The following is a 25,416-nucleotide window of genomic DNA, read 5'->3' on the forward strand; positions in this document are numbered from 1 at the left end:
CCAAAAAAGAGAACCTCAATTTACTCGGCGGCTTCCCCCTTAATAATTTTCGGCCAACCACAAATAGCCCGTGAAGTTTGCATACCGGCCATGGTGGCGGCCTCCACACAACTGGCATTCAATCCGGTTTTAATCCAATCACCGGTGAGATACAGGTTGGCGAATTGCGTACCATCGGTTTCTAAACGCACGGCACTGCTGTCCACCACCGACAACACATAACGTTCTGATGGGTCGATATTGCTGCGCCAGTATTGGGCATCAAAACGCGCTTCACCCTGCCGGTTTTCTGGATCAATTAATATGGACCATTCGAACGAGCCTTCGGTGGCGACTTCTGGCAACAGATTCCAAATATCATTGGTTAACTGTGCTTTTGCACCCGCCTTGGCCATCGCTTTCATCTTGCTTGGAAATTCGTAATCCGTGCGCGGCGGAAAGCTCGCTACGGGCTGCACACTGCAAAAATACGACACGTTCTTGGGTTCTAAATTCGGCGGCCAGTCTTCACGACACAATAACTGGTCCATTGGTGCCCAGGTATCATAGGGCTCGGTAAAGGCACTCATCACCGGCTCTTGACCGTTGGGTAAATCGGTCCAGCCCATGTCAGGCAATGTGGTATCCGTCCAGACTTGGTAGGCTTGGGTGACCACGGTTTTCACCCGCTCGGTCATGGTTCTCAGGGCGCTGTCCTGCGCCAATAACTGAGGGCAAAGATACGGTATGGAGCCTACCGAAATGCCGAAAATCACCAGGTCAAAATCAACGCCTTTTTGCAGACGTTTTTGCGGCAAGGGCGCACCGAAATGCTGCTCATAGACCTCAGGCCAAGGGCTCCAGAAGGATTCCAGGTTAATATTATGTTGTTGCAATAGGGCCGCTTGTGCGGGATCTATCTGGTCATATAACGGCTCCGAAGGCCAGCAAGGCAACCCTTTAACGCCCACCAGTGGTGCATAGGTGTTCAACCCGGGAGCCAGTGCGACCTGCTGCTGCACCACAATTTCACCAATCGCATTGCCTTGCGGCACGAGCTCCATGACTTCATGGAAATATTCAAACTTAACGCCACGCTTCACCAGCACTTCATACATCGGACCAAAAATAGTGTCACCCATGCCCGCCTGCATCTTCCACATGACGCCGCCTTTATACAGTAGGGCAATGCTCAAAATACCCCGCAACATGGTGCCTGCTTCGATGTTAGGCTGGTCAATATCACCATCAATAAAGGCGAACACTAGGTCGTAAAAACCACGTACGGGGGCAGACTGCACCGAATACTTTTCGTTCGCACCGTGCTTGCGCAACCAGTCTTTGAAATCAATATCGTTGATGACATCAAAGCCTTGGGTTAAAACACCATCTTCCAACATACCAATGCCGATGGTGAGCCCGAGGTCGGCCATGATGAATAGGCGCCGAATCTCGGTGTGGGTATCCAATAAATGGGAGAAGCGCGCCTCTAGCCAGCGCTTTAAAGCGCGCCAGAGCAAGGACAGCCCAGCATGGTGTATCGCTCGCTTTGCCTTAGGCAGTTTTTGATACTGGCCTACCGCATCGCGCGTGATCTCTAATGCATCGGTGATGTCGTTATGAAAACGCTGCACGAGCGCCTGCTCATCTGCTTTTAGTAAGGTCGCCAAGGCCGCAAAGTGATGATGCTCTGTGGTGTCCGTCATGCCGTGCAGATGCGGCTTTACTTGGAGCGTTGCCATATCCGCCTGCAAAACACCAAAAAACTGATGAATCCATGCCCAGAGTTTTTCCAACACTTCGGCTAAATTGAACGTCTCCGACCCATGCGCAGGATTACCCGGCACTTCAGGAAACACGATTGGCCAACTGATCCAGTTTTGATTGATCCATTCCTGCAGCACCACAAAATCGTGTGGTTTCAAGGCCTCATCCCAGGTCGCCAAAGGCGCTCCGGGTGGACGATTAAGGGCAGCATAGCAGTCTTGAATGGCCTGAAACGCATTGGCGTAAAAGCCAAACCAGATATGCAAACCATGTTCTTCTATGCGCTCGCCCATTGCGGCATTGCGCCCACTGGCGCCTTTCCCGCCCAAACGCCAACCGAGTTGATAGAACGTGATGTCATATTGGGACTGCCAGTCTGGCTGAGAGGTCAGATAAAACGCTGCGGTAACCGCAGAAATGCCACCACCTAAGATAGCCACTTTTTGAGGTGTTTTCGTCGTCATGTGCCTTCTCCTTCTCGAGCGCGGTTAGGGCGCCACCACAAAAGCGGCATCTTGGTTAAAATCAAACAGCACATTAAAACTCAGTAGGGGTTGCTGGCTACCTACTTGAATACCGAACATGGTATCCAGCGGGAACATATCCACTTTATTGAGTACGAATTCGAAAGCATGGGTGTACAGCTTGATGCTATGTACTTTTTGCACCACAGAAGGCGAATGCAATACCTGCTGATAGACGGCATTCTTATCTTCGCCATCCGGAAACTGTTTAAACAACAATTGGTCTACCTGCGGGTGCAGCAAACCTTCTATCAACTGCAGCAACAAACGCCAATCGAGGTGCAGACCATTGGGCTGATCTTTCAACACATGAAAGCCTGCCTGCACAAGATCTTTGATACCACTCAGCGGCTTCTCTTGTACAGCACCTTTTGATGCCACTTGAAACAGTTCAGTGGGTAGTAATTGGGTGTCCGGTGAGAAGGCTTTAAACGCATCCACTGTGATATTGAAAAAATCGGGTGACCCGCCGATAGCGGGCATATCACATTGACACAGATACTTATTGAAGCCCCAGGTTTCCCGACCATTGACCAGCGCATAGACATTGTTCACGCAAATAAAGCCTGGATACCAAAAGATATGAATGATGGAAGTACCGCGCATTTGCGCAACGGGAATCCAGATAATCACATCCGTTTCCTGAAACCAGCCTTGGCTGGCATAGGGTTCAGTGACGGCGGTGATCTTTTCAATGTCGGTGAATGTGAGCATGCAATACGAGGTTAAGGCTTTGAATGTATCCGTCCCAGGAGCCGCCAAATTGACGGTCTGATCCAAATAGGCTTGTATTCGGTCGTAATCTCCTTGGAGGAAAAAACCATACATGTTGGCATTGAACATTTTGCATGGCGGCGCAGCAATCACTTCACCGGGAAAACGGGCATAGGGTGTTGTGTTTTTCATGGTCTACTTCCTTCTCGGTATTATTCTTGATTCAGGTTGATATCAGTAGAAAAGCCGAACAGTTCGCCTACCCAAATAAACAGCAGCCAAACCAGAAGGCCGAATGGCAAATAACCAAAATAGCCGAGCGCCGGCATTTCAGAGAAGAAGTGCCCTACGTTGACATACGGGATGTTATATACCCAGTAATTGGGGTTGGTCACCGGATTCGTCGGGTGCGCGCTGCCGTAGTTCCAGAACTCCCAAAGAAAACCCGTACACAATGAACTTAGGGCAATAATAATGGCCGGGGACCAATTGCCTTGAGCTAAGGAAGTCAAAGGGTTCCACACGTTGTTCTTGAGCAAAACAGCACTAAAGACAGCAATCGGTGCCACCCAAATTCCCCAGAAAAAGGGATATGGCCAGATCACCACCAACGCCAACAAGCCTAATCCACCCAGCAACCATACAAGGGAAGGAAGCCCTATGGCGGGGCCATTTTCATACCGCGCGATGAACTTCGGGAAGCTGGTTAATAAGCTATGCCAAACGAAAACAGCGGGCCATACCGTGGAATACGCTGCTAAGAAGATGATCACAATGGTGCTATGCGGCAAAGCGGCCATAAAGCCATTCGGGTAGGACCAGTTTTCCAACACGAAATAGTCAAAGAATTCGAAATAACTCCAACCCGCAACAGAAACTAACGCGCTGATCCAGAACGCTATCGGGCGCGAAGCGATGAGTGAATATCCGCCACGTCGCTTAAACACCACACCATCAAGGAACAGAATAAAGCCCCACCACATGGGCGTAAATGCGTAGTACACAAGATCACCAAATGGTGTGACACGCGTCCACATCAACCACCAAAAAAATACATTAAGCACCAAACCAACCCAGAACCACCAAGGGAACCCCTGCGCGATCGGTGGTGGCAAAGGCTGTGGAGTGCCGCCTTGAATACCGAACCATGTAGGGAAAATCAGCAACGCAGTGATCACCAGCGCAGCGGCGGCAACCAATAAGAACACCAAGAGATTAAACCCCGGCGGCGCAACCACCAACTGGGGCGGAAAGATCCCAAAGCCAGGCGGCAAATGGTTTGGATAAACAAACCAAGCAACAGCCAAAGGCACCAGTATCGTCAGCAATATTGGCCACAGTAATGACCACTTAGATGATGGCATAACTTTTCCCTCAGATTGTGAGATTAATATCCGTACTGCACTGTTCTGTTAAAAGGTATAGCGGTCTAACGGTTTTCTCCTCATTCAACGCAAGCACCACTTGCGTACTACTATGCTCAATTCGTCCATACGCACGGGTTTCACTAACACATCGTTCATTCCCGCAGCCAGGCTGTTCTCCCGATCATGGACGCTGGTGGTCGCAGTAAACGCCACGATGGGCTGGGCAAACCCTTGCTCTCGCATACGCCGACTGGCTTGCAGCCCATCCATCACCGGCATTTGAATATCCATCAAAACCAAATCTACGACATGTTGTTGTACATAACCCAACGCACTCACGGCTTGGTCAAAGCCCTGGACCGAAACCCCTAAGTTTTCCAGCATGGCCATCACCACCCGCAAGTTCACGGGGTTGTCATCTACCACGACCACATGCAAATGCTGCAAGCTGAGTGTATCCGCACTCATCGCCTCGGCCTCTACCGGCGCACCCAACCAGCGCCGCACATGGTAGCGGCCATAAGGCACGGCCTCGAAGTCAACCCCTTGAATCGCTGGCAAGTCATAGACCAAGGCTTCAGGTAAGAACCACAATACGGGTTCATTTCTCTCATGCAGTTGCTGCAGGAGATCCGGGTCATAACGCTGCTTGAACACCAACCAATGATCCACCTGCCCTGTTGGCGCAACCGCAACGGCAGTGTTGACCTCTGCACAGACCACCACTTCAGCGCCCATGACGGTTAAATCCTGCTGCGCGAAATGTGCCATCTGCTGCCACTGCGGCTCATAGAGGATGCCAATGTGTTTTTCGATCCGCGGCAACGACAGGTCTTGCGCCAACAAAGGCAGAGTAAACGCGAAGCGACTGCCTGCTCCGCGTTCACTTTGCACCGACAATACTCCACCCATCATTTCAACGAGACGCCGGCATATTTGCAGCCCAAGGCCAGCACCGCCATGCCGTCGCATGGACGATTCATCTACTTGGGTAAAGGCATCAAATATTTTGTGCTGGTCTTCCGGCGCAATTCCAACACCGGTGTCCACCACCGCAAAAGCCAACTGATCCACTGCCGACTTTCTAACCTCAATACGGATACTGCCATGATCGGTAAACTTGTAGGCATTGCTCAGCAAATTGGCCAGGATCTGCTTCAGACGGCTTTCATCACCACGAATGTAAGGCGGCACATCGGTGGCCACGTCGATCAATAAATTAATGTCTTTCACTAAGTGGGTTGACCGGTAAAGATCGCACAGGTTTTGCAACATCCGATCCAGGTCAAACGGAAGTTCGTCCAACGTCATCTTGCCGGCTTGAATCTTCGCCAAATCCAAGACATCGTTGATCAAATACAACAAGAACTTTGACGATTGATTGATGGTATCCAGTTGCCGACGCAATCGCAGCTCCAGCGGCTGGGCGTTCAACAACTCCACCGTGCCATGAATCGCATTCAATGGTGTGCGCAATTCATGGCTCATATTGGCTAAGAAACGCTCCTTGGCCCGCACAGATTCCTCGGCCAACGCCACCGCTTGGTGGGCTTCGCGAACGCTGGCCTCACGTTCCTTATACACCTGCCCAACTTGGTAACTCATGACTTGGGCCAGCAGCAAGACTTCTAACACCACCGAAATGAGCCCCAGATGCTCGATGACGAAGGTATCCGCGATACCGATGTTGCGCAGTGAAATACTGAACGCTGCCGGTACCACGAACGCAACATTGGCAATGAGATAGAAATAGGCGACGCGATTGCGCTGCCAAGCCCGCACGATGCCGCAGCCCAACCCGTAGGCTGCAAACACGGCCACACCGTAGCGGGCGAACTCCATAGACCACTGTGGCTGTAGCAAGGCTAGGGGCCAGAAGGCGGCCAACCCACCCATCGCCCCGATACCAAGCCAATAGAGGCCCGGATTGGTGTGCCGGCGAATCTGCAACAGCACCATGACAAACCCGATGTACAGCACGTTTGAAAACAGAATGGGGACGGACGAGAAGTAAAACCCGCTAATACCAAAGAGGTCTTTCAACACCAGCTGAGACGCACTGTTATAGATCAGGTTGCCGATGATAAAGCCAGCGTATAAGAGGTCCCCAACACTGCGCCGCCAAAGCCCCATAACCACGTAGTAAAAACCCAGAGCCAAAAAAATACCTAAGCCGAGCAAGGTAATGGCTGTTGGGATACGCACATCATGGCGATAGGAGGATAACGAGGAAATGAAGGGAGTAGGCTCGGCAATGTAAAAAGGACTATCGATGCGGGTCAGGAGGCGATACTGCCCTTCTTCAAACATCAGCATACGACCATGGCGGAGAAAAAATTCACCGGGTTCACTAGCGGTTGCCCCGCCACTGTATTCGCCAAGCGACTGACCTTGGGCATCAAACAGGTAATGGGTGAACTCTGCCAAGACCAGTGAATTGCGAAAATCCACGACGTAAAGGCCATCTTCCGGAATGTGCAAAGTAGTGTCGTACCAAAAGGCACCACCAGTCAGACGGATGCCTACCCCTGTTGGCAGTCGATCCGCTTGCTCTGGCCGCACGACGTCAGACGGCAGCATGCCTTGCGGCGCTTCAAGCCAGCGCCCGGATTGTTCAAGTGCTACTGCACTAGGCATCCTTAGGATGAGCAGCGCCAAACACACAAAACCAAAAACGCCGCCTTTAATTTTATAGAACACCGTAACTCCTTTACTTGAGACACACTTGCGTAAACACCTTGTTCTTCAATATAGCACCGATTTTACTGTTTGCACGCTGACGCATGAAACCTAGCGGGAGCATCTCTAGCGCTGGCGCCGATACAACACCATCGCCACCGGCCCAAAAATCACCGTAGTCACCGCCGGTGCAGCCCAAGCCAGCAGAATATGTAATGCTGTGGCTTGCCCATCCATCAGCGCCCGCAACGCCGTTACCAAATGGCTGACCGGGTTGACGCCAACCACGGCTTGTAAGAAATCCGGCATGGTGGCGGGGTCAACGAAGATATTCGAGGCGAAGGTCATCACTGCTCCGTCAGTCCTGCCAACGCCTGGATGGCACGCGCGGCGTCATTAAACTGCGCGGTGAGCAGTACGGTGGTGGTTTCATCCAGAAACAAGAGATCGGGGGTGACAATAATGGATGCGGCGATATCCAGCTTGCGCCATTGGGGCCGAGAATCCCATACACAGAGCCTTTCCGAACTTTTAAATCGATGCCGTTAACAGCCCGCGTAGGGCCGAAATGCTTCGTTAGCCCAGTGGCCTCTATGGCATATGCTTCACTCATGTTGTTCGTCTCCTTGGATTTTTATGATTGACGCTGAAACAACACCACTTCATCACTAATGATGGTCAACTCAGCTCGCCAATGCAGCGCCAACCATTGGAAGGTGGCGGGGGTAAAAAAACTGACATGGGTTGGATCGTTCTTGTAGTGCCAAGCCGGGAAGTCCGTTGCAGATACAGCTTGGCGGGTTTGGATGGCTAACCACCCATTAGCACGCAAACAGCACCACAGGCGATCAAACCAATAGCGTACATCGTACAGGTGTTCGGCCACTTCGGTCGCCGTAATAAAGTCGTAGGATTGCTCGAATACAGCCGATTCGGGGTAATAGAACGCATCGTACAGGGCCACCGAATGCCCTGCTTCGCGCATCATCTCAGCCAGCAAAGGCCCCGGCCCACAGCCAAAATCCAACCCATGGGACGGGCTGATCAGTCGGGTAAGCAGTGGTTCGGCGGTACGGGCTAAAAATGCCCGATAACGTTCATCATGCACATCATTTTCATGCAAGTCATATTGCGCTTTTTCGTCCTCGGCCGACAAAAATTGGGTCGGCAAAACTTGCACGAGTTGACACCTTGAGCACGCCCAATAAGACCGACGCCTGTCTTTGGCATAGAACTGCAAATGTGGCGTATGGCATAGCCGACAAGCCGTCGTTTCTAGGGTTGACATGGTTCAAGTCACACTCAGCTTTCGTAACGCCAACATACTGCCACCGCCGACTCCACGAGCCAATGGAAAACTTGGGTCACTTCCCACCCATTTCCACACTGGCATGTGCGGCACATCACCCATCAACCCAGCTCAGACCCGATAAATTTCCCACAAAATATCATAAACCCTTGTTTTTATTATCTTTTTTAAACATGGCACAGTCACTGCTATAGGCTTCTACACAACGACAAGAACAGCGTCCACAAGACGCACTAAGTATCACAGTGCATTTATTGAACATGATGTTGGCCTCTCCTGCTGGCCATGTTGAATAGATTCCGACACAGGTAGCGGTAAATTATGTCTGCAAAAGAACTGATGCCCGATGAGCTGACCAGCGAAACGCAGGAGAAGCTCGACAAGTTGCTGGAAAAGGAAGTTAAACGGGAGCGTACACTCACCGGCCCGTGGGGTTGGTTGGCTGCCGGTCTGGCGGCCATCATGGTATTGGTCTATTTTTATGGCGCCGGGGTTAGCGTGTTGAGCACGCAATACCACATCGGTGTCTACGTTCTGATCACCTTCATTATGGTGTATTTGGTTTACCCCAGCGGAAGCCAGTGGGCCAATCATGTACTGGCGGTCTTTGCCAGTTTGTGCCTCGCGGTCTTACTCAGTTGCTTCATAGTTTTCGACTCGCCCACGCAGCTGTACCAGCAGTTTCAACTGTTTTCTGACACCATGAGCTATGACGGTTTCTGGTTTGCCGTACAAAACGACTTGGGACGTTTATGGATCACCTTGGTTTTGGTGCTGCCGTTTGCGGCTGTCCTCATCCCGGTTGACCGCTATCTGTCCGTTAAAGCCCCTAATTCTCCTACCGCCACCGATGTTATCCTAGCCGCTGTAACCGCTCTCACCGTGGTGTACTGGATCAGTCAATTCGAAGCCCTCAACTATCGGGCCGGGGCCGAAAATGAAGTCGACAAACTGGTCAGCGTCTTCGGGTTGATTCTGGCTCTGGAAGTCTGCCGTCGTGTTTTAGGCTGGTCCATTACCCTGATCGGCATCGGCATGATCTGCTTCGCGTTATTTGGACCCTATTTGCCAGACATTATCGCGCACCGTGGTTTCCGGGTTGAGCGTTTGGCGACGGCCTTGTTCATCACCACCAACGGCGTATTTGGGGTCATGGCCACGGTTCTGGCCACTTATGTCATATTGTTTATCTTCTTCGGTGCATTTTTACAGAAATCGGGTGCTGGTAAGTTCTTCATCGAACTGCCGCTGGCTATTGCCGGGCGTTCGGTGGGTGGCCCGGCGAAAGTCGCTGTATTGTCCTCTGCGCTGTTCGGTTCGGTATCGGGTAGTGCGATTGCGAATACGGTGTCTTCCGGTGCGTTCACCATACCGATGATGAAACGGGCAGGCTATAAACCGCATGTGGCCGGTGCTATTGAGCCTGCTGCCTCCATCGGTGGCATGTTTCTTCCTCCTATTATGGGCGCGGGCGGCTTCTTAATGGCCGAACTGACTGGCATTCCCTACTCGAAAATCATGCTTTATTCCGTAGGTCCAGCATTTCTGTACTTCCTGTCGATCTACTTCATGGTGCACTTTGAAGCCAAACGTACCGGCTTGACCGGCCTGCCAGAAGATGAAATTCCGGATTGGCGTGAAGTGCTGAAAACCGGTTGGTACTTTGCTATTCCACTGGTGATCATTACCTGGCTGTTGCTCAGTGGTCGCTCCGCCGGTAACGCTGCCTTTTGGGCAACCCTGTCCTGTATCGCCGTGAGCTGGGTACATCGTGACACCCGCATGGGCCCAAAAGAAATTTGGGATGCGATTCAAACCGGCGCACGCAATACCTTGATTGTCGGCGCGACCATCGGGGTCATCGGCATCATCGTGGGTACCATTTCGCTGACCGGCATGGGCTTGAAGTTCTCTGATCTGATCATTTCGATGGCAGGCGGTAGCTTAATCCTGGCATTACTGCTGGTCGGCTTGGCGTCCTTGGTGCTCGGTATGGGTGTACCCGTTACCGCGGCCTATCTGATCATCGCTGTTCTGGCTGTCCCCGCGTTGGGTGAGCTGGGCGTGTCCATCATTGCTGCGCACATGATTGTGTACTGGTTGTCGCAAGACTCCAACATCACGCCACCCGTGTGCGTTGCCGCCTATGCCGGGGCCGCCATTGCAGGGGCAGACCCATGGAAGACCGGTTGGACGTCCTTCCGTTTCGCCAAAATGCTGTACGTCATGCCCATCTTGTTCGCCTATGTACCTGCCATTCTGCTTGACGGTACGGCATGGGAAATTATCCAAGCCTTCGTTTCAGCGACCCTCGGTACCATTGCGTTCGGCGCATTTGCCATGGGCTATTTACGCTACAAAACCAACGTGCTGACGTGGCTGTTGCTCGGCGCAGCCACTGTATTGCTGTACTGGCCAACCATGGTCACTGATGCCTTCGGCTTGGCATTGATCGCCATCATCTGGTGGCTGCAGCGTAACGGCACAGCGCCTGAGCCTTACGGCGCAGCGGTAAAAAGCTAACCGTGTTTTTAACCGGGCAGCCTCGGCTGCCTATTACGTAAACCAAAGCAACACCCACAACAATAAAACAGAGGCTATAAACATGACCTTGAAAACCAAACTCGCCAGCCTATTCACTGGTAAAAAATCGACTGCCCTGCTTGCTGCAGCGGCTCTGACCTTCAGTGCCGGTGCCGCTGTCGCACAAAGCACCGAACGCTTGGCGTTCTCTGGTGGCCCAGACGGTGGTACGTTCCAATACTTCTCCGCCGGTGTCGCTACGCACATGTCGCGTAACCTGCCTAACATTGAAGTATCGAACATGGCGTCTGCCGGTTCGGTTGAGAACTTACGTCGCGTCAATTCGCGCGATGCCGATTTCGGCATTGTGTATTCTGGCGACTTGTTCTTGGGTATGAATGGGCAATTGACCAACGATACCCGGCAGTACCGCAACACCTATGCGGTGTCGTACTTGTACGGTGCGCCTGCGCACTTGATCGTATTGGAAAACTCGGGCATTACCGAAGTTAGCCAATTGGCTGGTAAGCGTGTTGCTGTAGGCCCAGCGGGTTCTGGTGCAGCCGCGTCAGCACAACGTTTCTTTGAAGGCGTCGGTATTTGGGATGAGATCAGCCCACAATACATCGGTTATGCACAAGGTGCTTCTGCCATTGGCGACCGTCAGATCGACGCCCTGTGGGTGTTCGCTGGCTATCCAAATGCTTCCGTCATTCAGGCCGCTACCAGCAACCGCATTCGTCTGTTGCAAGTGCATCAAGCTGCGCAAAACGGCACCTTGTTCGACGATCACCCCTACTACGCTCAGGTGACCATTCCAGCAGGCACCTATACCGGCGTAGATTATGACGTTGTCACTATCCAAGACTCTGCTTTGTGGGTAGCTGGCCGTCATGTATCTGAGGACATGATCTACAACGCACTGAACCTGATGTTCTCAGACGAAGGTCTGTCTTACCTGCGCACATTGTCAGGTGCGGCACGTGAAACCACAGTCGCCAACGGTGTTACCGGTATCGTTACACCGCTGCACGATGGCGCAGACAAGTTCTGGACTGAAAAAGGTATCCAGTAAGTTTCATACTTCCTGTAGGTGTGAAAAGGGCATCGGGATGATGCAGTACCCGGTGCCCAGCTAGACCCGGGGTGATTCGTCACCCCTTCAAAATCTCTCGGGTTTTTGCTCCAACTTTTACGCTGACAACACCTTCCTTGGCTGGAAACGAGAAAACCGGGTGTTGTTCAGCGGCTTTTTTCAAGACACACATCATCAATAACAACCAAAAGAGATGTGATATGAAAACCACTTTGCTTTCCACAACCTTATTATTTTGTGCGTTAAGTGCCGACTTGATGGCTCAATCTTGTCGTGACTCAATAACCGCAACGACACCCGACCGTGATTTCGAAGTATTAGACGATGGCACTGCCGTTCACCGGCCAACAGGTTGGGTTTGGATGCGCTGCAGTCTCGGTCAGGAATGGACCGGCAGCACTTGCACCGGTGCAGCCAGCGTTTACACCTGGACAGAAGCACTGGACGTGGCAGAAGGAGAGACGTTCGCCGGGCATGGCGACTGGAAATTACCGACGAATGACCAACTACTCACGTTGTTAGAAAAACGTTGCACGGTACCCAGCATCAACCGTACCGTATTTCCTAATACAGCTTCGGGTTCATACTGGACGGCGACGCCCTTTGCCAATGACTCTGGCTATTCATGGGGAATTGCGTTTGACTTCGGCACCGTCAACTTCGGTTACTATGACAACGATCGATTCCATGTTCGCCTCGTCTCGCAACATACCCGACCAAGGTAGCATGGCCTTGCCGCATTGAGTTGTGTTGAGATCACGCCAGTAAACCGTTGCAGGCATGAAACGACATGGCCATTCACACCCGACCGATTGAAGAACGCTTGGCGTGGCTTTGGCAGCTCAGCCAAGATCATTCGGCGCAGTACTGTGATCCGGAAAACACGTTGGCGCGGCAGCGCTATATGGCGGCCCACGATACCCACATCATCGCCCTGAAATGCATGGATGGCCGCATTCACCTACCTTATGTCACGCAAACGCCGCTGGGAATTATTTCCCCGTTTCGTAACCTGGGTGGCATCTTCGATCTGGGCTGGCCCTACTTGGGCGACCTCCTAGCCGACGAAGTCGGTCAAGCCGTCAAGAACGGCAGACGAGTGCTGATCATCATAACCTACCACTATTCACGGGGCGCTCAGGCGCGAGGTTGTGCCGGCTTTAATTGTGACCAAGCGGCGGCATTTCAGCATGCGCAAGCCATCCAGCATCAACTGCACACCATTTTTGGCCAGAGTCATCAAACCGTGTATCCTGTGGTCTGCGGGTTTGAAACGGACGACGATGCCTTGACGCTGCACGGCACCCACGGTGAACGGATTGATTTAGCGCAGTGGGAACCCGCGCAACTCGGGACGCTACCGGCCCGGCTGGCGCAGGTATTCCCGGACATGCCAGCCCCGGTGCAACGCGATTTTCTGCCGTTGCTAGAAGGCAATGTGCACCATATCACCGAGGTACGGCGCAGTCAGCGTGAGGTGGATATTGAACACCGTGAATGGATGATCTGCCTTGGGCGCGGATTTGATTTTCTGCATGTGCCCAACATTGCTTTGATCGTCGGGCCATTCAGCCCAGACTTATCGCACCCTATCGCGCAAGCGGCGGGCATCATTCGCGCCAATATGGAACAAGGCCGAATTCCCAAGGACGGGTTCCTGCTTTTGTCCTCCGCGCCCTACCGGGAGCCCGGTTCAGACCACGCGCGGGCGCAGCTGAAAGCGCAGTTCCTTGCAAACTTCGCCGCTCAGGTCATCACCGAAGCACAGCCCGAACTGGCCGCAAAAATGATCACTCGTACCGCGGTCTTGCAGTGGTCAACACGGCGTTTGGAACGGTTTCAAGCACCTCAATAGAGGGGCAAAGGCCCGGCGGTTTTTACCGGTCGAATCGCAAAACTGCTGTCCACGGTGTTGACCATGGGTAGCTTTTGCAAGCGTCGAACCCACTGCTCATAGTGCGTCAAATCCGCCGAAACCACGTGCAGAAGATAGTCAAACGACCCCGACACCGTGTGACAATTGACGACTTCGTCCATGTCACGCACCGCTACTTCGAACTGCTCCACCAAGGCATCCTGATGTTGATTCAATCGGACATGCACGAAAATGGTGATACCTAAGCCTAATTTCTTGGCATCCAACTCGGCGCGATAACGCGTGATGATGCCTTCTTGCTCAAACCGCCGAATACGCCGTGCACACGGCGAGGCCGAAAGGCCCACCCTTTCGGCCAATTGGGCTGTGGTCAACCGCGCATCTTCCTGCAAGGCCATTAATAATTGCCGATCAATGCGGTCTAAAGGCATCGCGATCCCCTTAGCTACTTGAGCTATATTTTTTTGAATTATGAGCTATTTAAACTATTTCTGTCGAATTTCCTGCGCATAATCACCCTCATTCACCATCCAAGATCCATCATACTACCGACTCCCTAACAGCGGAGAGTCCGACCATGTCACAACAGATTTCCACCCCGAGGCTTACTCAGGTCGCTCCGCTTTTGGTCGATTCTACGCAACGCCTGCTCGGTTATGTGGCCGCGCTGGCCACGATGATTATTTGGTCGGGATATTTTATGTCGCTCAGGCAAGGGGCGCTGTCGCCCTTGGGTACGCTTGAACTGACGTTGTTCCGCTTTGCCGTACCCGGTTTCCTGCTACTGCCTTGGTTTATGGCGCGCTGGCACGTGATTCGTCGTATAAACCCTATTTGGCTATTGGGCATTGCCGTCGGTGCCGGTCTGCCTTTCTTTTTACTGAGCGCCCTGGCGATGCGCTACGCGCCCGTGGCACTGGGCAGTACGCTGATTCCAGGTGCGGCCCCACTGTTCGTAACGGGCTTAGCCGTATGGCTGTTTCGTCAGCCCTTTCCGCGCTGGCGATTGTTCGGCTTGAGTCTTGTGGTGTTGGGTGTAGGGATTCTGGTGGTGGCGTTCAGTAACACGGCACAACCTATGGTGCTGTGGGCCCCCATCGGGTTTCTCGCCTGCAGTGCCTTGTGGGCGCTATTTACGCTCTGCATGCGCCAAAGCGGTTTAAAACCTTTGGATGCCGCGGCGGTGGTTACAATACCGAGCACGCTTCTGTTGCTGGTGTTCATCCTGTTCACCCGGCCAACGCTAGATCTGACCAGCGTCAGCACCACAGAATGGATGATACAACTGGCCGTGCAGGGTCTTGCGGTTGGCTTGGGTGCTGGCTATCTGTATGGCTACGCCATCAACCGCCTCGGTGCTGAAGCCACCTCTGCCATCGGGTCATTTACCCCCGTATGTGCTTCTTTAATGGCGTGGCTATGGTTTGAAGAGCCGATGTCGACTTCGATGTTCTTGGCGCTCGCGCTGGTCACGTTTGGGGTAGTTTCCGCCAGTGGTTTGTGGCGACGCGCGTCGTGAACTTCCGTCCTGCTGCCACCCATTTCGGCAAAGCACCACCCATCGGTTGAATTCACCGTTCGTCGCATTGCCCTGTGCGTCTTATCCGTCAACCCTATGCTGTTCTCCGTCGGTACTGGTCGACCAACATCTGGTCGCCAGTTCCAGATCCGCCAAATCCATGGCGACCCAATTTAGGAGAACGATCATGCTATTCCCTCGCACTGCATTTTTGTGGACATTCCTCTGTGTTTCTTTGCTGGCACACGCTCATGCGCAACCCTTCAGCGATGACGCCCGCTACACCGCCGCATATGCCCAATACCAAGCCGCCACCGAAGGCAATAAACGCGCTACCCGACAAGCGGTAGAACTGTTCACGGCGTTACACGAAGCCTACCCGAATGACCCTGTCGCCATGGTCCTACTGGGCAGCAGCCAAGCCATGCAAGGACGCGATGCTTTTTTACCTTGGAACAAACTCAACCATACCGAAACCGGCTTGGACACCATGGAAAGAGCGCAAGGGCTCATCACCGCAGACCACAGCACACACACCTTCGCCAAGCTCCCTGTGAGCGTCATGGTGCCCTTATTTGCCGCGATTACCTACGTTGAAGTACCCGATTTTTTTGGCCGCTTCGAGCAAGGCTACGACATGCTGCAACAGGTCAGCCGCCATCCTGACCTCGCACGGGTGCATCCAGAAGGACGCACGGTAATCCACTACTACACGGCCCTTGCCGCCCAACGAGTCGAAGACCGCTCGACCCAGCAACAAGCTTTAGAGGCTCTCTATGCCCTAAATCTCAATGATGAGTTCACCCAGTTAGCGCGGCAACGTTTCTAGCCGACAGCCAACCCACTTTATCCGGGAGCACACACATGCTGACCTTACAACACATCGCCAAAGCTTATCGGGTCGGTGCTTTGCCACAGCCGGTATTGCGGGATGCTGAGCTGACCCTGCACGCGGGAGAATTCACGGCCCTGGTGGGCCCCTCGGGCAGTGGAAAAAGTACCCTGTTAAACATTTGCGGGTTGATCGACCGTCCTGATAGCGGCCACATTCACTGGCAAGGTCAAGACATTACCCACCATAACCATGCCGAATGGACGCAACTCAGACGCAACGCCATCGGGTTTATCTTCCAAGGGTTTAACCTGATTCCCGTGATGACGGTCTGGGACAATGTGGCTTACCCGTTGTGGCTTACCCATACCCCGCAGGCCGAAATTGACGATGCCGTAGCGGCCGTTTTGCAGGCCGTCGGCCTTACCGACATGGCGCGCAAGCGCCCGGACGAACTGTCCGGCGGACAGCGCCAACGCGTGGCTATCGCTCGTGCCTTAGTGAAGCGCCCTAACTTGATTGTCGCCGATGAACCGACCGCCAGCTTAGACCAGGATACCGCCCTCAACGTGATTCAATTACTGCGTGAACTCGCGCGCTCCTATGGCAGTGCCGTCGTCGTTGCCACCCACGACGACCGCCTTTTGCCGTTTTGCGACCACCTGTATCGAATGGATCACGGGCGCATCCTGCCAGTACCCAACCAAATCAACCACGTTCAAACACCCATCGAGGAGACTGCCTAATGTCGTTTCGTATGACGCTGCAATGGCTAATGTTTGCTTGGGCCAATCTGGGCCGCAACCGCCGCCGGACGCTGGCGACCTTAACGCTCACCGCGATTGGCGTTTTGGGCATCATGTCGACCAGTGGGTTTGCTTTATACACCTACGATTCGCTGCGGGAATTCAGCATGCGTGAACATGGGCATGTGATCCTGCACCACCCCTTGTATTTTACTGAGGATGAAGAATTTCCCCTGGAGTATGGCTTGTCGGACTACAGGGCACAGCAAACCACCTTGCTGTCCGATACGCGCGTACGGCATGTACTGGCGAGCATCCGTTTCAATGGACTGATCACCAATGGCAATAAATCCACCATCTTTTTGGGTGAAGGCGTTGAACCGGAAGTCTTTCAAGTGCGCGGCCCGGCGACGACCTTAGTAGAGGGCCGCCTACTCAGTATGACACCCGACCCCATGGCCGACTACGAAGTATTGCTGGGCAAACAACTGGCTCACGCGCTGCGGGCCGAACCGGGTACAGGACTCACCTTAATGGGTACCACGGCAGACGGCTTATTAAACGCCATCGATGTTCAGGTGCGTGGCATCGTGCAAACCGGCATTCCCGAGGTAGACAGCCGGTTAGTCATTGCTCACTTAGAAAGCGCGCAGGATTTCCTGCTCACGGACAAAGTCAGCCAGATTGGCGTTTATTTACGCGACAGTCAGCAAGCGGAACCGTTCTATCGTGCATTAACGGATAACGCACAAACAACGACTGCAGAATCCATTGCTGTTACCCCTTGGCATGAACGCGCCATGTTCTACAACAGTGTGCGCAATCTTTATAACCGCATTTTTGGTGTTATGGGCACCATACTGCTCTTGATGGTGGGATTTGCCATCTTCAACACCGCTTCCATGAGCGTCCTAGAGCGTACCCGAGAAATCGGTACATTGGGTGCGATGGGAACGCAGCGCAAGGAAATCATGACCTTATTTCTCTTTGAAGCAGCATTGCTGGGCGTGCTTGGCAGTCTACTCGGCTTGCTATTGTCCGGATTTGTTTCCGGCGGATTGCTGGTATTTGATGTACAGATGCCACCCCCTCCCGGCCAAACGGAAGGCTATCCGCTGCAGGTCTATTGGTCGCCCATGATTGCATGGATCAGCACTGCCATCGTTTCAGGGCTTGCCTTGCTGGCCAGCACAGCAGCCACACTGCGCAGCATTCATAAACCCATTACCGAGGCATTGAACCATGTTTAAAGGGCTCGTTTTATTCGCGCTTGCCTGCCACATCCTACTGGTCAATCCGGCGAATGCCAGCGAACTTCTGCACACCATTGACCGCTTGCGCATCAGCGAGGGGCCAACCCGCGTGATCATGGACATCAGCTTGTACGAACAGGGTGAGCACACACGCACCAGTCAATATGAAGTGTATGCCGATGAAAACCGACGCTCGCTAGCGCTGTTCCGCTCGGCAGCGGAAGCAGGCCAAAAGGTATTGATGTTGGACGACCAGTTCTATCTGTTTATGCCCAACAGTCGCCGCCACATTCGCATTACCCCCATGCAAAAGCTGCTCGGGGACGCCGCCACGGGTGATATTTCATCGTTGCGCTGGAGTGCGGACTACCACATTGAAGCGCAAACAGAGCAGGATGATGGGACCTTGCGGTTGAATCTAAACGCCGCCCGCGCCGGGCTCAGCTATGGGCGCGTGGATCTCGCGGTTGACGCCAGCACGTTTTACCCTCTGCACGCTACCTTCTATCTGCCCTCTGGTCGGGTTGCCAAAGACGCTACTTTTATTATGGGTGACGACCCCAGAACCGGCCAAACCCGGTTACTCACCATGGTGCTGCAAGACCGCATTCAAACTTCACAACGCACCGAAGTGCATTACCACTCGGTGGAACCGTGGGACATTCCAGAAAACTGGTTCAACCCCGCGTTTTTGCTGCGGAATAATCTGTAACGCAAGTTTCGTCTTTAACACAATTGCCAGAGCCGACTGCCAGTGGTGTCTCTGCGGGGTCGGCGTGAATCCATCCCTGGAGCCTAGGCCGCAGCTTCCATGCTGCGGACTCCCCCGCCGAGACACCACTGGCAGCCGTCACTGACACGACCACACAAACTGAGTCTGTGGTAACTTGCTAAAAAGGAACCCCTTCATGTTCATACCAACCACTCATCAAAATATTCACCGGCGACTAACATTGGCTGCTATTCCACTCCTGCTCGGCCTCAGTACGCTGAGTGGAGGGGTAGACTGGCGGATCGAGTTAGACCAATCGCTCAAAGCCACCCAAGCTGGCGCGGATGACCTGCCACTCGGCGCGCGTGATGACGTGACCACGAACACCGTGCTGAACGGGCAAGTCAGCCACAGCGGGGCTTTGGTACGCTTGCGCCTAAGAGATACCGATGCTGGCTGGCATTTAACCGTACCCGAAGCCTTTTACGATGCCTCGGCCGGGTCGTTTGAACTGACCGTTGGCCGCAAATCGCTGCCATGGGACTATGGTTTCTTTGCCGCACCGATAAACTGGTTAGGGCCAAACGCGCAGGAACAGCATTACGAAGCGCGTCCATTGGCATTGGCAGAAATGTATGCCGGGCTGAATGTTTGGCAAGCCGCTTGCGCCCCGGAACAACAAGATAATAACGCAATTTGTGTGCTGCGCGCTGAAGGCTTCACCCGTCTGTTCGACTGGCAATTCTTGGCGGGATACGATGGTGAATTGCGTTTTGGCGCCGGTCTTTATTGGCTGGCACATGATTCGTTGGCGGTGCGCTTTTCAGGGGCTTGGATGGCCGATGCACAGGCCACAGAATGGCAACCGGGAGCGCTGGTAAACGGCTACCTTACTGCCGATCCACTGCAAACGACTCAAACTGACCGCTCCGAGGTGCTGCTCGGCCTGACGTGGACCCACGCCCAAGGCACGGAGGCTTTGTTGGAACACCATTGGGACAGTACAGCCCTAAGCCGCCGCGACTGGCAGGATGTGCAAACGCAACTCAAACGTTTGGATGAACAGCCGGAACCCGCCGCCGGACTGCGCGCCGGCAACCTAGGTTGGCTGGCACAGGCCGCAGGCTTAGAACCCATGGTGGAACACCGCACCCTCATTCGTTTATCACAGACATGGAATGACTGGACATGGCGCGCCACAGGCTTGAGCTTTTTGACCGATAACACCCCGACGTGGCTCACCGAGCTGAGTGCAGATTATCAGTGGAACCCTGTTGCCACCGTCAGCGCCGACTGGCGTTACCACGACAACAACGGCGTACTGGCGGATTTAGGGCATGTGTTCGAGCTAACGTTGAATGTGCAGACGGGGGGTTAGTTTGTTCTTCATCGTATTCGGTAGGCCGGGTCATAGCCTTCTGCAGATTCTCGTAACCCGATCACGTAGCCGGGTATATTCAACACCTGAGGCACCAAAACTGCAACCAACGCGGCAATGCTAGCGCACCACACATCTCTTTTGGATTTCATCCAAACCACTCGCAAGTACATCAGCATTTCCTTCATGTGTACTTAATCAGTGTCTATGCCGCTTTAGTGATCGATAAAAAATCCAACGGTTTGTGTTCCTGCACCATGCGAGGATGGTCTATGGGTGGGGTTGCAGCGGACGTGCAAGCGCATGGATGCGCTTGTCGAGCCTACAAGGACAAATTCGTCATGAACGAATTTGCACGACCGCGGGGAGCCCGAAGGGTCAGGCACATGGATGTGTCTGATAGGGTATCCACGGCATTCCGCGAAACGCCCTAACCATAGACATTCCAAGCCCTGTCACTCGTTGAGTGACTAACGAAACCCCTTACCCACCAGATAAACTTCACGCGACCGCGCGCGCGAAGACTCCGGTTTGCGAATCACCACCTTCTCAAAGGAAGTCCGCAGGTCTTTCAAGTATTCGTCGTACCCCACACCCTGAAACACTTTGGCCACATAACTGCCTTTTGGCTTCAACACTTGGCGTGCCATATCCAGCGCCAGTTCCACCAAATACATCGATGACGCCTGATCGGCCGCATCCACGCCACTGATGTTGGGCGCCATATCAGAAATGACCACATCGACCGGCGCACCGTTTACCACCCCCATGATCTCGTCAAACACGCTCTCTTCGGTGAAATCGCCCTGAATAAACTCAACCCCGGCAATGGTATCCATCGGCAGAATGTCTGACGCCACCACCCGACCTTTGTGTCCGACCAACTTAGCAGCAACCTGCGACCACCCGCCGGGGGCTGAACCCAAATCCATCACCAGCATATTCGGACGTATCAGCTTATCTTTCTCGTTGATCTCCAGCAGTTTGTAGCTGGCACGCGAACGGTAACCGTCTTTCTGCGCTTGTTTTACGAACGGATCGTTGACGTGTTCGTCTAGCCAACGGTTACTGCTCTTGGATCGTGCCATTGGGAGTCTGTTACCAAAGAAATGTGCCGGTATTGTAATTTGTTGCAAGGATAGGTGCCAGTTCGGCCAGAGGGCTAGCCTCCTACAAAGCCCCCACGTACAATGCATCTCGGTTTCCATTTTAAGGAAACATGCGAAACCCCAGAGGCGAAGATCTGGCTAGGCAAAAATGTCAGAAAACGCGCAGCTTACTTAACGTAGGTATTCGTTTCACTCACCCTACGGGCCGACCCTTGGTCGTTCTGGCGAGCCAGTGAGCATTTGAGGACATTTTTAACAACGCCAGATTGAGAAAAGGGGGTTTTATATACCTTTGTCGCTAAATACCGACCAGGAAGCACCATGATCCGCATGACCGAACTCGCGTTACCGCTCGACCACCCTGCCGAGGCATTGCGCGCAGCCATCGTTGCACGCCTTGACATCGCGGACACAGACCTGCTGGACTTCACTGTATTCAAGCGCAGTTACGATGCGCGCAAGAAAAACACTGAAATCACCTTTGTGTATATCATTGATGCCACGGTTGCCGACGAAGCGGCGGTTCTGGAACGCTTCACCAAAGACCGCCACGTCAACCGTGCCCCCGACACCGCGTATTATCCCGTCGCGCAGGCTCCTGCTGAATTGACCGAGCGCCCGGTGATCATCGGCTTTGGCCCCTGTGGTTTGTTCGCGGCGCTGATTTTGGCGCAAATGGGCTTTAAACCGATAGTGCTGGAACGCGGTAAAGACGTGCGCAAACGCACAAAAGACACCTGGGCGTTGTGGCGAAAACATATATTGTCACCGGAATCCAACGTGCAATTTGGTGAAGGTGGCGCGGGGTTGTTTTCTGATGGCAAGCTGTACAGCCAGATCAAAGACCCTAAATTCTATGGCCGCAAGGTCATGCACGAATTTGTCAAAGCCGGTGCGCCGGAAGAAATTCTGTTCGTCAGCAAACCGCACATCGGCACGTTTCGATTAACGGGTGTGGTCGCCAAAATGCGAGAGGAGATCATCGCACTGGGCGGCGAAATACGTTTTGAAAGCAAAATTACCGACCTGCACATTGAAGATCAACGCGTCACCGGTGTATCACTCGCCACTGGCGAACGCATCGACAGCCGTTACGTGGTGTTGGCCGTGGGGCACAGCGCGCGCGATACTTTCCGTATGCTGCACCGCAACGGCGTGTACATCGAGCCAAAACCCTTTGCCATCGGCTTCCGCATTGAGCACCCGCAATCACTGATCGACCATGCCCGCTTGGGCAAATACGCCGGACACCCTGAACTGGGCGCCGCAGATTACAAGCTGGTGTACCATGCCAAAAATGGCCGTGCCGTCTATAGCTTCTGCATGTGCCCCGGTGGAACGGTCGTGGCTGCCACCTCGGAAGTTGGCCGGGTGGTGACGAACGGCATGAGCCAGTATTCACGCAACGAGCGCAACGCTAACGCCGGCATCGTGGTCAATATCGACCCCGAAAAAGACTTCCCCGGAGGCCCCTTGGCGGGCATGGAATTCCAAGAACAACTCGAAAGCCAAGCCTATACGCTCGGCGGCAGCGACTATTGTGCACCCGCCCAGTTGGTCGGTGACTTTATTGCGGGCAAGCCCTCACAGGCCTTAGGTGAAGTCGAGCCGTCCTACAAACCGGGCGTGAAACTCGGTGACCTCGCACCGTCCCTACCCGAATACGCCATCACCGCGATCCGCGAAGCACTACCCGCCTTCGGTAAACAGATTCGCGGGTTTGACCGGCATGATGCCATTCTGACCGGGATTGAAACGCGCACCTCATCACCCATTCGCATTAAACGCGACCATGAAAGTCTGCAAAGCCTGAACACTCGTGGTCTCTACCCTGCCGGTGAAGGCGCGGGCTACGCGGGCGGTATATTGTCGGCGGGCGTCGATGGCATCAAGGTCGCCGAGGCCGTTGCCAAAGCCATGCTCGCAGACGCAGGACTGAGCAATATTGAGAGCAGCGCATGAAACTGGACGACATCAAAAAACTCCAGCAGAAAAAGTACCGCGCTGAGTTCGGGCATTTTTTGGTGGAAGGCGAACACTTGGTCTTAGAGCTGCAAAACGCCGTGCAGCACCGACCAATACTGTTAGGTTCCCGCTTATATGTGACCGAAGCCTATGCGCAGTGGGCAAGCCCTTTCCCGGTTCAGGTGGTCAGCGACAAGCAGATGGCGCAGATCAGCGACACCAAAACCCCGCAGGGCATTGTGGCTGTCGTACCTATTTTTGCTGCTCCCCACGAACATACAGAACGCGAAAAAAACATCTATCTGCACGAAGTGCAAGACCCCGGCAACTTGGGTACGATATTGCGCACGCTGGCATGGTTCGGCGGCTTTCGCTTGTTGCTCAGCCCGAACAGTGTTGACCCCTACAACCCAAAAGTCGTGCGTTCCAGCATGGGCGCGATCTTTCATGTGCCCATGGAACTGGACGTGCCTTTGGATGCACTGAGCCAACGCTTCTCGTCCATAGCCTGCTTGGATATGCATGGCCAAGCACTGACCAACCCGTCATTCGCCACGCATGACTGCTACCTGTTCGGTAACGAAGCACGCGGCGTGCCGCAAACTGCCTTAACGGAGCTGCGCGCTAATGCTTACAGTATCAAAGGCAGCGGCTTGATTGAGTCATTGAATTTGGCCACAGCGGTAAATCTCGCTGTTTACGAGTTGAACCGTTAGATGGCGAAACCAACCCAATCATCCACCAGTTATCTGCATGGTCCTATTATGGGCCATATCAACCGCATGACGTTGCCGGGTGGCTTAGGGCTTTTGGCGCTGTTTGCGGTCGATTTTGTGGACCTCTTTTTCATTTCATTGTTGGGTGAGCGAGAACTGGCCGCCGCGGTCGGCTTTGCAGGTTCGGTGTTGTTCTTTTGCCAATCCATTGGTATCGGGCTATCCATCGCGGTCAGCGCCACGGTTTCACGTGCGCTGGGGGCCGACGACCAAGATAAAGCCCGCGCATTAATCGCCAGCGGCATTGTGTTAACCGTATTAACCACAGGGTTGATTGCACTGCTGGTATGGGTCTACCGGGATGCGGTGTTGGGCATGCTGGGTGCCTCGGGATACACTTTGGATGCGGCATCGAATTATCTCGCCATCATCCTGCCGTCTTTCGTCTTGCTGTCCATTGGTATGGCGGCGGGCGGTGTCATGCGGGCCAGAGGTGACGCTCGTGGCGCTTTGTGGCTGACCTTAAGCGGAGCCATCGTGAACGCCGTTTTGGACCCTATTCTGATTTTCGGTCTAAGCCTTAATTTAACCGGTGCGGCCATTGCCAGTGTATTGGCGCGTATTACGATGTTCGCCTTTGGTGTTTATAAGCTGCATCAGTATGGCTTGTTAAGTTGGCCGCGCGCGGCTTCCGTTCGGGCAAATCTGCCGAATATTACCAACATTGCCGTGCCATCGGTCTTGACGAACATTGCTACGCCGATCGGCTTGGGGTTTATTACCGCCACCATGGCACAATTTGGAGACAGCGCGGTGGCCGGCTTTGCCATCATTGCGCGGCTACAACAGGTCGCCTTCGTCGCTTTATTTGCGCTGTCCGGCGTCGTGGGACCTATTGCAGGACAGAATTTGGGTGCCGGTGCCTATGACCGCGTAGCCGAGGTACTCACCGAGTCATTGCGCTTTGTACTGTGGTACTGCCTCGCGATTTGCCTGTTATTGGCGGTTTTGACACACCCCATTGTTCTGCTGTTTCAAGCCTCCGGGGACGCAGCTCAGCTCATACGCTGGTTTACCTTTGGGCTCAGCGCCGTGTATCTGTTCAATGGCATCACCTTCGTGACCAATGCCCTGTTCAACAATTTAGGTGCTCCGAAAACCTCCACCTTCTTCAACATCATGAAGGCCACCGTGTTTACCATACCCTTTGTGTGGGTCGGGGCGGCATTCATGGGGGCGCCCGGCGTGCTGATCGGCCAAGCCATCGGCAGTATTCTGATTGCTCTGGCGGGCTGGTTTTGGTGCCGCCGTTGGATCCACACCCTCGCCAGTTGAACTCGTTGTCGCGCTGG

The 25,416-nt window shown here is 53.7% G+C and carries 22 protein-coding genes; 13 read left to right on the forward strand and 9 right to left on the reverse strand.

The features are described from left to right. Positions 1 to 20: 20 nt before the first annotated feature. The 7 genes from ACFOSD_RS11935 to ACFOSD_RS11965 form a co-directional block, all read right to left on the reverse strand. Positions 21 to 2,210 (reverse strand): NAD(P)-binding protein, encoded by a 2,190-nt coding sequence (locus ACFOSD_RS11935; RefSeq protein ID WP_380696806.1) that lies wholly within the window; start codon positions 2,208 to 2,210, stop codon positions 21 to 23. A gap of 24 nt (positions 2,211 to 2,234) precedes the next feature. Then, positions 2,235 to 3,176 carry a hypothetical protein gene (locus ACFOSD_RS11940; RefSeq protein ID WP_380696807.1) on the reverse strand — a complete coding sequence of 314 codons (942 nt, stop codon included), beginning with the start codon at positions 3,174 to 3,176 and terminating at the stop codon, positions 2,235 to 2,237. A 20-nt stretch (positions 3,177 to 3,196) separates the two neighbouring features. Next, positions 3,197 to 4,348: a mechanosensitive ion channel protein MscS gene (locus ACFOSD_RS11945; protein WP_380696809.1), complete on the reverse strand. Its 1,152-nt coding sequence runs from the start codon at positions 4,346 to 4,348 to the stop codon at positions 3,197 to 3,199. A gap of 84 nt (positions 4,349 to 4,432) precedes the next feature. Next, positions 4,433 to 7,051, reverse strand: coding sequence for a hybrid sensor histidine kinase/response regulator (locus ACFOSD_RS11950; RefSeq protein ID WP_380696811.1), 2,619 nt, complete (start codon positions 7,049 to 7,051; stop codon positions 4,433 to 4,435). 105 nt (positions 7,052 to 7,156) lie between these two features. Continuing rightward, entirely contained in the window at positions 7,157 to 7,378 is a 222-nt protein-coding gene (locus ACFOSD_RS11955) for a hypothetical protein (protein ID WP_380696813.1), read from the reverse strand. 10 nt (positions 7,379 to 7,388) lie between these two features. Continuing rightward, positions 7,389 to 7,643: a hypothetical protein gene (locus tag ACFOSD_RS11960; protein WP_380696815.1), complete on the reverse strand. Its 255-nt coding sequence runs from the start codon at positions 7,641 to 7,643 to the stop codon at positions 7,389 to 7,391. Between the two features lie 21 nt (positions 7,644 to 7,664). Then, positions 7,665 to 8,210 carry a class I SAM-dependent methyltransferase gene (locus tag ACFOSD_RS11965; protein ID WP_380696817.1) on the reverse strand — a complete coding sequence of 182 codons (546 nt, stop codon included), beginning with the start codon at positions 8,208 to 8,210 and terminating at the stop codon, positions 7,665 to 7,667. Positions 8,211 to 8,660: 450 nt separating this feature from the next. Between ACFOSD_RS11965 and ACFOSD_RS11970 the strand changes: the two genes are divergently transcribed. From ACFOSD_RS11970 to ACFOSD_RS11985, 4 genes are all read left to right on the forward strand, one after another. Then, on the forward strand, positions 8,661 to 10,862 hold the full coding sequence (locus ACFOSD_RS11970) for a TRAP transporter permease (RefSeq protein ID WP_380696819.1): 2,202 nt from the start codon (positions 8,661 to 8,663) through the stop codon (positions 10,860 to 10,862). A gap of 82 nt (positions 10,863 to 10,944) precedes the next feature. After that, positions 10,945 to 11,937: a TAXI family TRAP transporter solute-binding subunit gene (locus ACFOSD_RS11975; protein WP_380696821.1), complete on the forward strand. Its 993-nt coding sequence runs from the start codon at positions 10,945 to 10,947 to the stop codon at positions 11,935 to 11,937. A gap of 221 nt (positions 11,938 to 12,158) precedes the next feature. Beyond that, a complete protein-coding gene (locus ACFOSD_RS11980; protein WP_380696823.1) occupies positions 12,159 to 12,683 on the forward strand; it encodes an Lcl C-terminal domain-containing protein in 525 nt (174 codons plus the stop codon). Positions 12,684 to 12,748: 65 nt separating this feature from the next. Beyond that, entirely contained in the window at positions 12,749 to 13,813 is a 1,065-nt protein-coding gene (locus ACFOSD_RS11985) for a hypothetical protein (RefSeq protein WP_380696825.1), read from the forward strand. Here ACFOSD_RS11985 and ACFOSD_RS11990 read toward each other — a convergent pair. After that, complete coding sequence (locus tag ACFOSD_RS11990; protein WP_380696827.1) at positions 13,807 to 14,265, reverse strand: Lrp/AsnC family transcriptional regulator; 459 nt, start codon at positions 14,263 to 14,265, stop codon at positions 13,807 to 13,809. The genes ACFOSD_RS11985 and ACFOSD_RS11990 overlap by 7 nt on opposite strands. A gap of 146 nt (positions 14,266 to 14,411) precedes the next feature. Here ACFOSD_RS11990 and ACFOSD_RS11995 point away from each other — a divergent pair, with 146 nt between their 5' ends. The 6 genes from ACFOSD_RS11995 (at position 14,412) to ACFOSD_RS12020 (ending at position 20,274) form a co-directional block, all read left to right on the forward strand. Continuing rightward, positions 14,412 to 15,353, forward strand: a complete 942-nt coding sequence (locus tag ACFOSD_RS11995) for a DMT family transporter (RefSeq protein WP_380696829.1) — start codon at positions 14,412 to 14,414, stop codon at positions 15,351 to 15,353. Positions 15,354 to 15,540: 187 nt separating this feature from the next. After that, on the forward strand, positions 15,541 to 16,182 hold the full coding sequence (locus ACFOSD_RS12000; protein ID WP_380696831.1) for a hypothetical protein: 642 nt from the start codon (positions 15,541 to 15,543) through the stop codon (positions 16,180 to 16,182). A 35-nt stretch (positions 16,183 to 16,217) separates the two neighbouring features. Beyond that, entirely contained in the window at positions 16,218 to 16,931 is a 714-nt protein-coding gene (locus ACFOSD_RS12005; RefSeq protein ID WP_380696833.1) for an ABC transporter ATP-binding protein, read from the forward strand. Next, positions 16,931 to 18,181, forward strand: coding sequence for an ABC transporter permease (locus ACFOSD_RS12010; RefSeq protein WP_380696835.1), 1,251 nt, complete (start codon positions 16,931 to 16,933; stop codon positions 18,179 to 18,181). The genes ACFOSD_RS12005 and ACFOSD_RS12010 overlap by 1 nt, the downstream gene beginning before the upstream one ends. Next, the gene (locus tag ACFOSD_RS12015) at positions 18,174 to 18,896 is read left to right on the forward strand and encodes an outer membrane lipoprotein-sorting protein (RefSeq protein WP_380696837.1); all 723 of its coding nucleotides are present in this window, start codon (positions 18,174 to 18,176) and stop codon (positions 18,894 to 18,896) included. Before ACFOSD_RS12010 ends, ACFOSD_RS12015 begins: the two co-directional genes overlap by 8 nt. 196 nt (positions 18,897 to 19,092) lie before the next feature. Further along, positions 19,093 to 20,274: a hypothetical protein gene (locus ACFOSD_RS12020; protein ID WP_380696839.1), complete on the forward strand. Its 1,182-nt coding sequence runs from the start codon at positions 19,093 to 19,095 to the stop codon at positions 20,272 to 20,274. Between the two features lie 470 nt (positions 20,275 to 20,744). Here ACFOSD_RS12020 and rlmE read toward each other — a convergent pair whose 3' ends face one another. Next, positions 20,745 to 21,362, reverse strand: coding sequence for a 23S rRNA (uridine(2552)-2'-O)-methyltransferase RlmE (rlmE, locus tag ACFOSD_RS12025; RefSeq protein ID WP_380696843.1), 618 nt, complete (start codon positions 21,360 to 21,362; stop codon positions 20,745 to 20,747). Positions 21,363 to 21,704: 342 nt separating this feature from the next. Here rlmE and ACFOSD_RS12030 point away from each other — a divergent pair, with 342 nt between their 5' ends. The 3 genes from ACFOSD_RS12030 to ACFOSD_RS12040 are packed head-to-tail and all read left to right on the forward strand — an operon-like array spanning position 21,705 to position 25,399. Next, positions 21,705 to 23,345, forward strand: coding sequence for an NAD(P)/FAD-dependent oxidoreductase (locus tag ACFOSD_RS12030; protein WP_380696845.1), 1,641 nt, complete (start codon positions 21,705 to 21,707; stop codon positions 23,343 to 23,345). Then, entirely contained in the window at positions 23,342 to 24,064 is a 723-nt protein-coding gene (locus ACFOSD_RS12035; protein ID WP_380696847.1) for a TrmH family RNA methyltransferase, read from the forward strand. Before ACFOSD_RS12030 ends, ACFOSD_RS12035 begins: the two co-directional genes overlap by 4 nt. Then, positions 24,065 to 25,399, forward strand: a complete 1,335-nt coding sequence (locus ACFOSD_RS12040) for an MATE family efflux transporter (protein ID WP_380696849.1) — start codon at positions 24,065 to 24,067, stop codon at positions 25,397 to 25,399. The last annotated feature ends 17 nt before the right edge of the window (positions 25,400 to 25,416 follow it).

The organism is Salinispirillum marinum (assembly GCF_042650105.1).
Classification (GTDB): Bacteria; Pseudomonadota; Gammaproteobacteria; order Pseudomonadales; family Natronospirillaceae; genus Salinispirillum; species Salinispirillum marinum.

Coding starts and splice junctions, on each gene's coding strand:
- ACFOSD_RS11935 (WP_380696806.1), bottom strand. CDS start 2,210: ATGACGACGAAAACACCTCAAAAAGTGGCTATCTTAGGTGGTGGCATT.
- ACFOSD_RS11940 (WP_380696807.1), bottom strand. CDS start 3,176: ATGAAAAACACAACACCCTATGCCCGTTTTCCCGGTGAAGTGATTGCT.
- ACFOSD_RS11945 (WP_380696809.1), bottom strand. CDS start 4,348: ATGCCATCATCTAAGTGGTCATTACTGTGGCCAATATTGCTGACGATA.
- ACFOSD_RS11955 (WP_380696813.1), bottom strand. CDS start 7,378: ATGACCTTCGCCTCGAATATCTTCGTTGACCCCGCCACCATGCCGGAT.
- ACFOSD_RS11960 (WP_380696815.1), bottom strand. CDS start 7,643: ATGAGTGAAGCATATGCCATAGAGGCCACTGGGCTAACGAAGCATTTC.
- ACFOSD_RS11970 (WP_380696819.1), top strand. CDS start 8,661: ATGTCTGCAAAAGAACTGATGCCCGATGAGCTGACCAGCGAAACGCAG.
- ACFOSD_RS11975 (WP_380696821.1), top strand. CDS start 10,945: ATGACCTTGAAAACCAAACTCGCCAGCCTATTCACTGGTAAAAAATCG.
- ACFOSD_RS11980 (WP_380696823.1), top strand. CDS start 12,159: ATGAAAACCACTTTGCTTTCCACAACCTTATTATTTTGTGCGTTAAGT.
- ACFOSD_RS11985 (WP_380696825.1), top strand. CDS start 12,749: ATGGCCATTCACACCCGACCGATTGAAGAACGCTTGGCGTGGCTTTGG.
- ACFOSD_RS11990 (WP_380696827.1), bottom strand. CDS start 14,265: ATGCCTTTAGACCGCATTGATCGGCAATTATTAATGGCCTTGCAGGAA.
- ACFOSD_RS11995 (WP_380696829.1), top strand. CDS start 14,412: ATGTCACAACAGATTTCCACCCCGAGGCTTACTCAGGTCGCTCCGCTT.
- ACFOSD_RS12000 (WP_380696831.1), top strand. CDS start 15,541: ATGCTATTCCCTCGCACTGCATTTTTGTGGACATTCCTCTGTGTTTCT.
- ACFOSD_RS12005 (WP_380696833.1), top strand. CDS start 16,218: ATGCTGACCTTACAACACATCGCCAAAGCTTATCGGGTCGGTGCTTTG.
- ACFOSD_RS12010 (WP_380696835.1), top strand. CDS start 16,931: ATGTCGTTTCGTATGACGCTGCAATGGCTAATGTTTGCTTGGGCCAAT.
- ACFOSD_RS12015 (WP_380696837.1), top strand. CDS start 18,174: ATGTTTAAAGGGCTCGTTTTATTCGCGCTTGCCTGCCACATCCTACTG.
- ACFOSD_RS12020 (WP_380696839.1), top strand. CDS start 19,093: ATGTTCATACCAACCACTCATCAAAATATTCACCGGCGACTAACATTG.
- rlmE (WP_380696843.1), bottom strand. CDS start 21,362: ATGGCACGATCCAAGAGCAGTAACCGTTGGCTAGACGAACACGTCAAC.
- ACFOSD_RS12030 (WP_380696845.1), top strand. CDS start 21,705: ATGATCCGCATGACCGAACTCGCGTTACCGCTCGACCACCCTGCCGAG.
- ACFOSD_RS12035 (WP_380696847.1), top strand. CDS start 23,342: ATGAAACTGGACGACATCAAAAAACTCCAGCAGAAAAAGTACCGCGCT.
- ACFOSD_RS12040 (WP_380696849.1), top strand. CDS start 24,065: ATGGCGAAACCAACCCAATCATCCACCAGTTATCTGCATGGTCCTATT.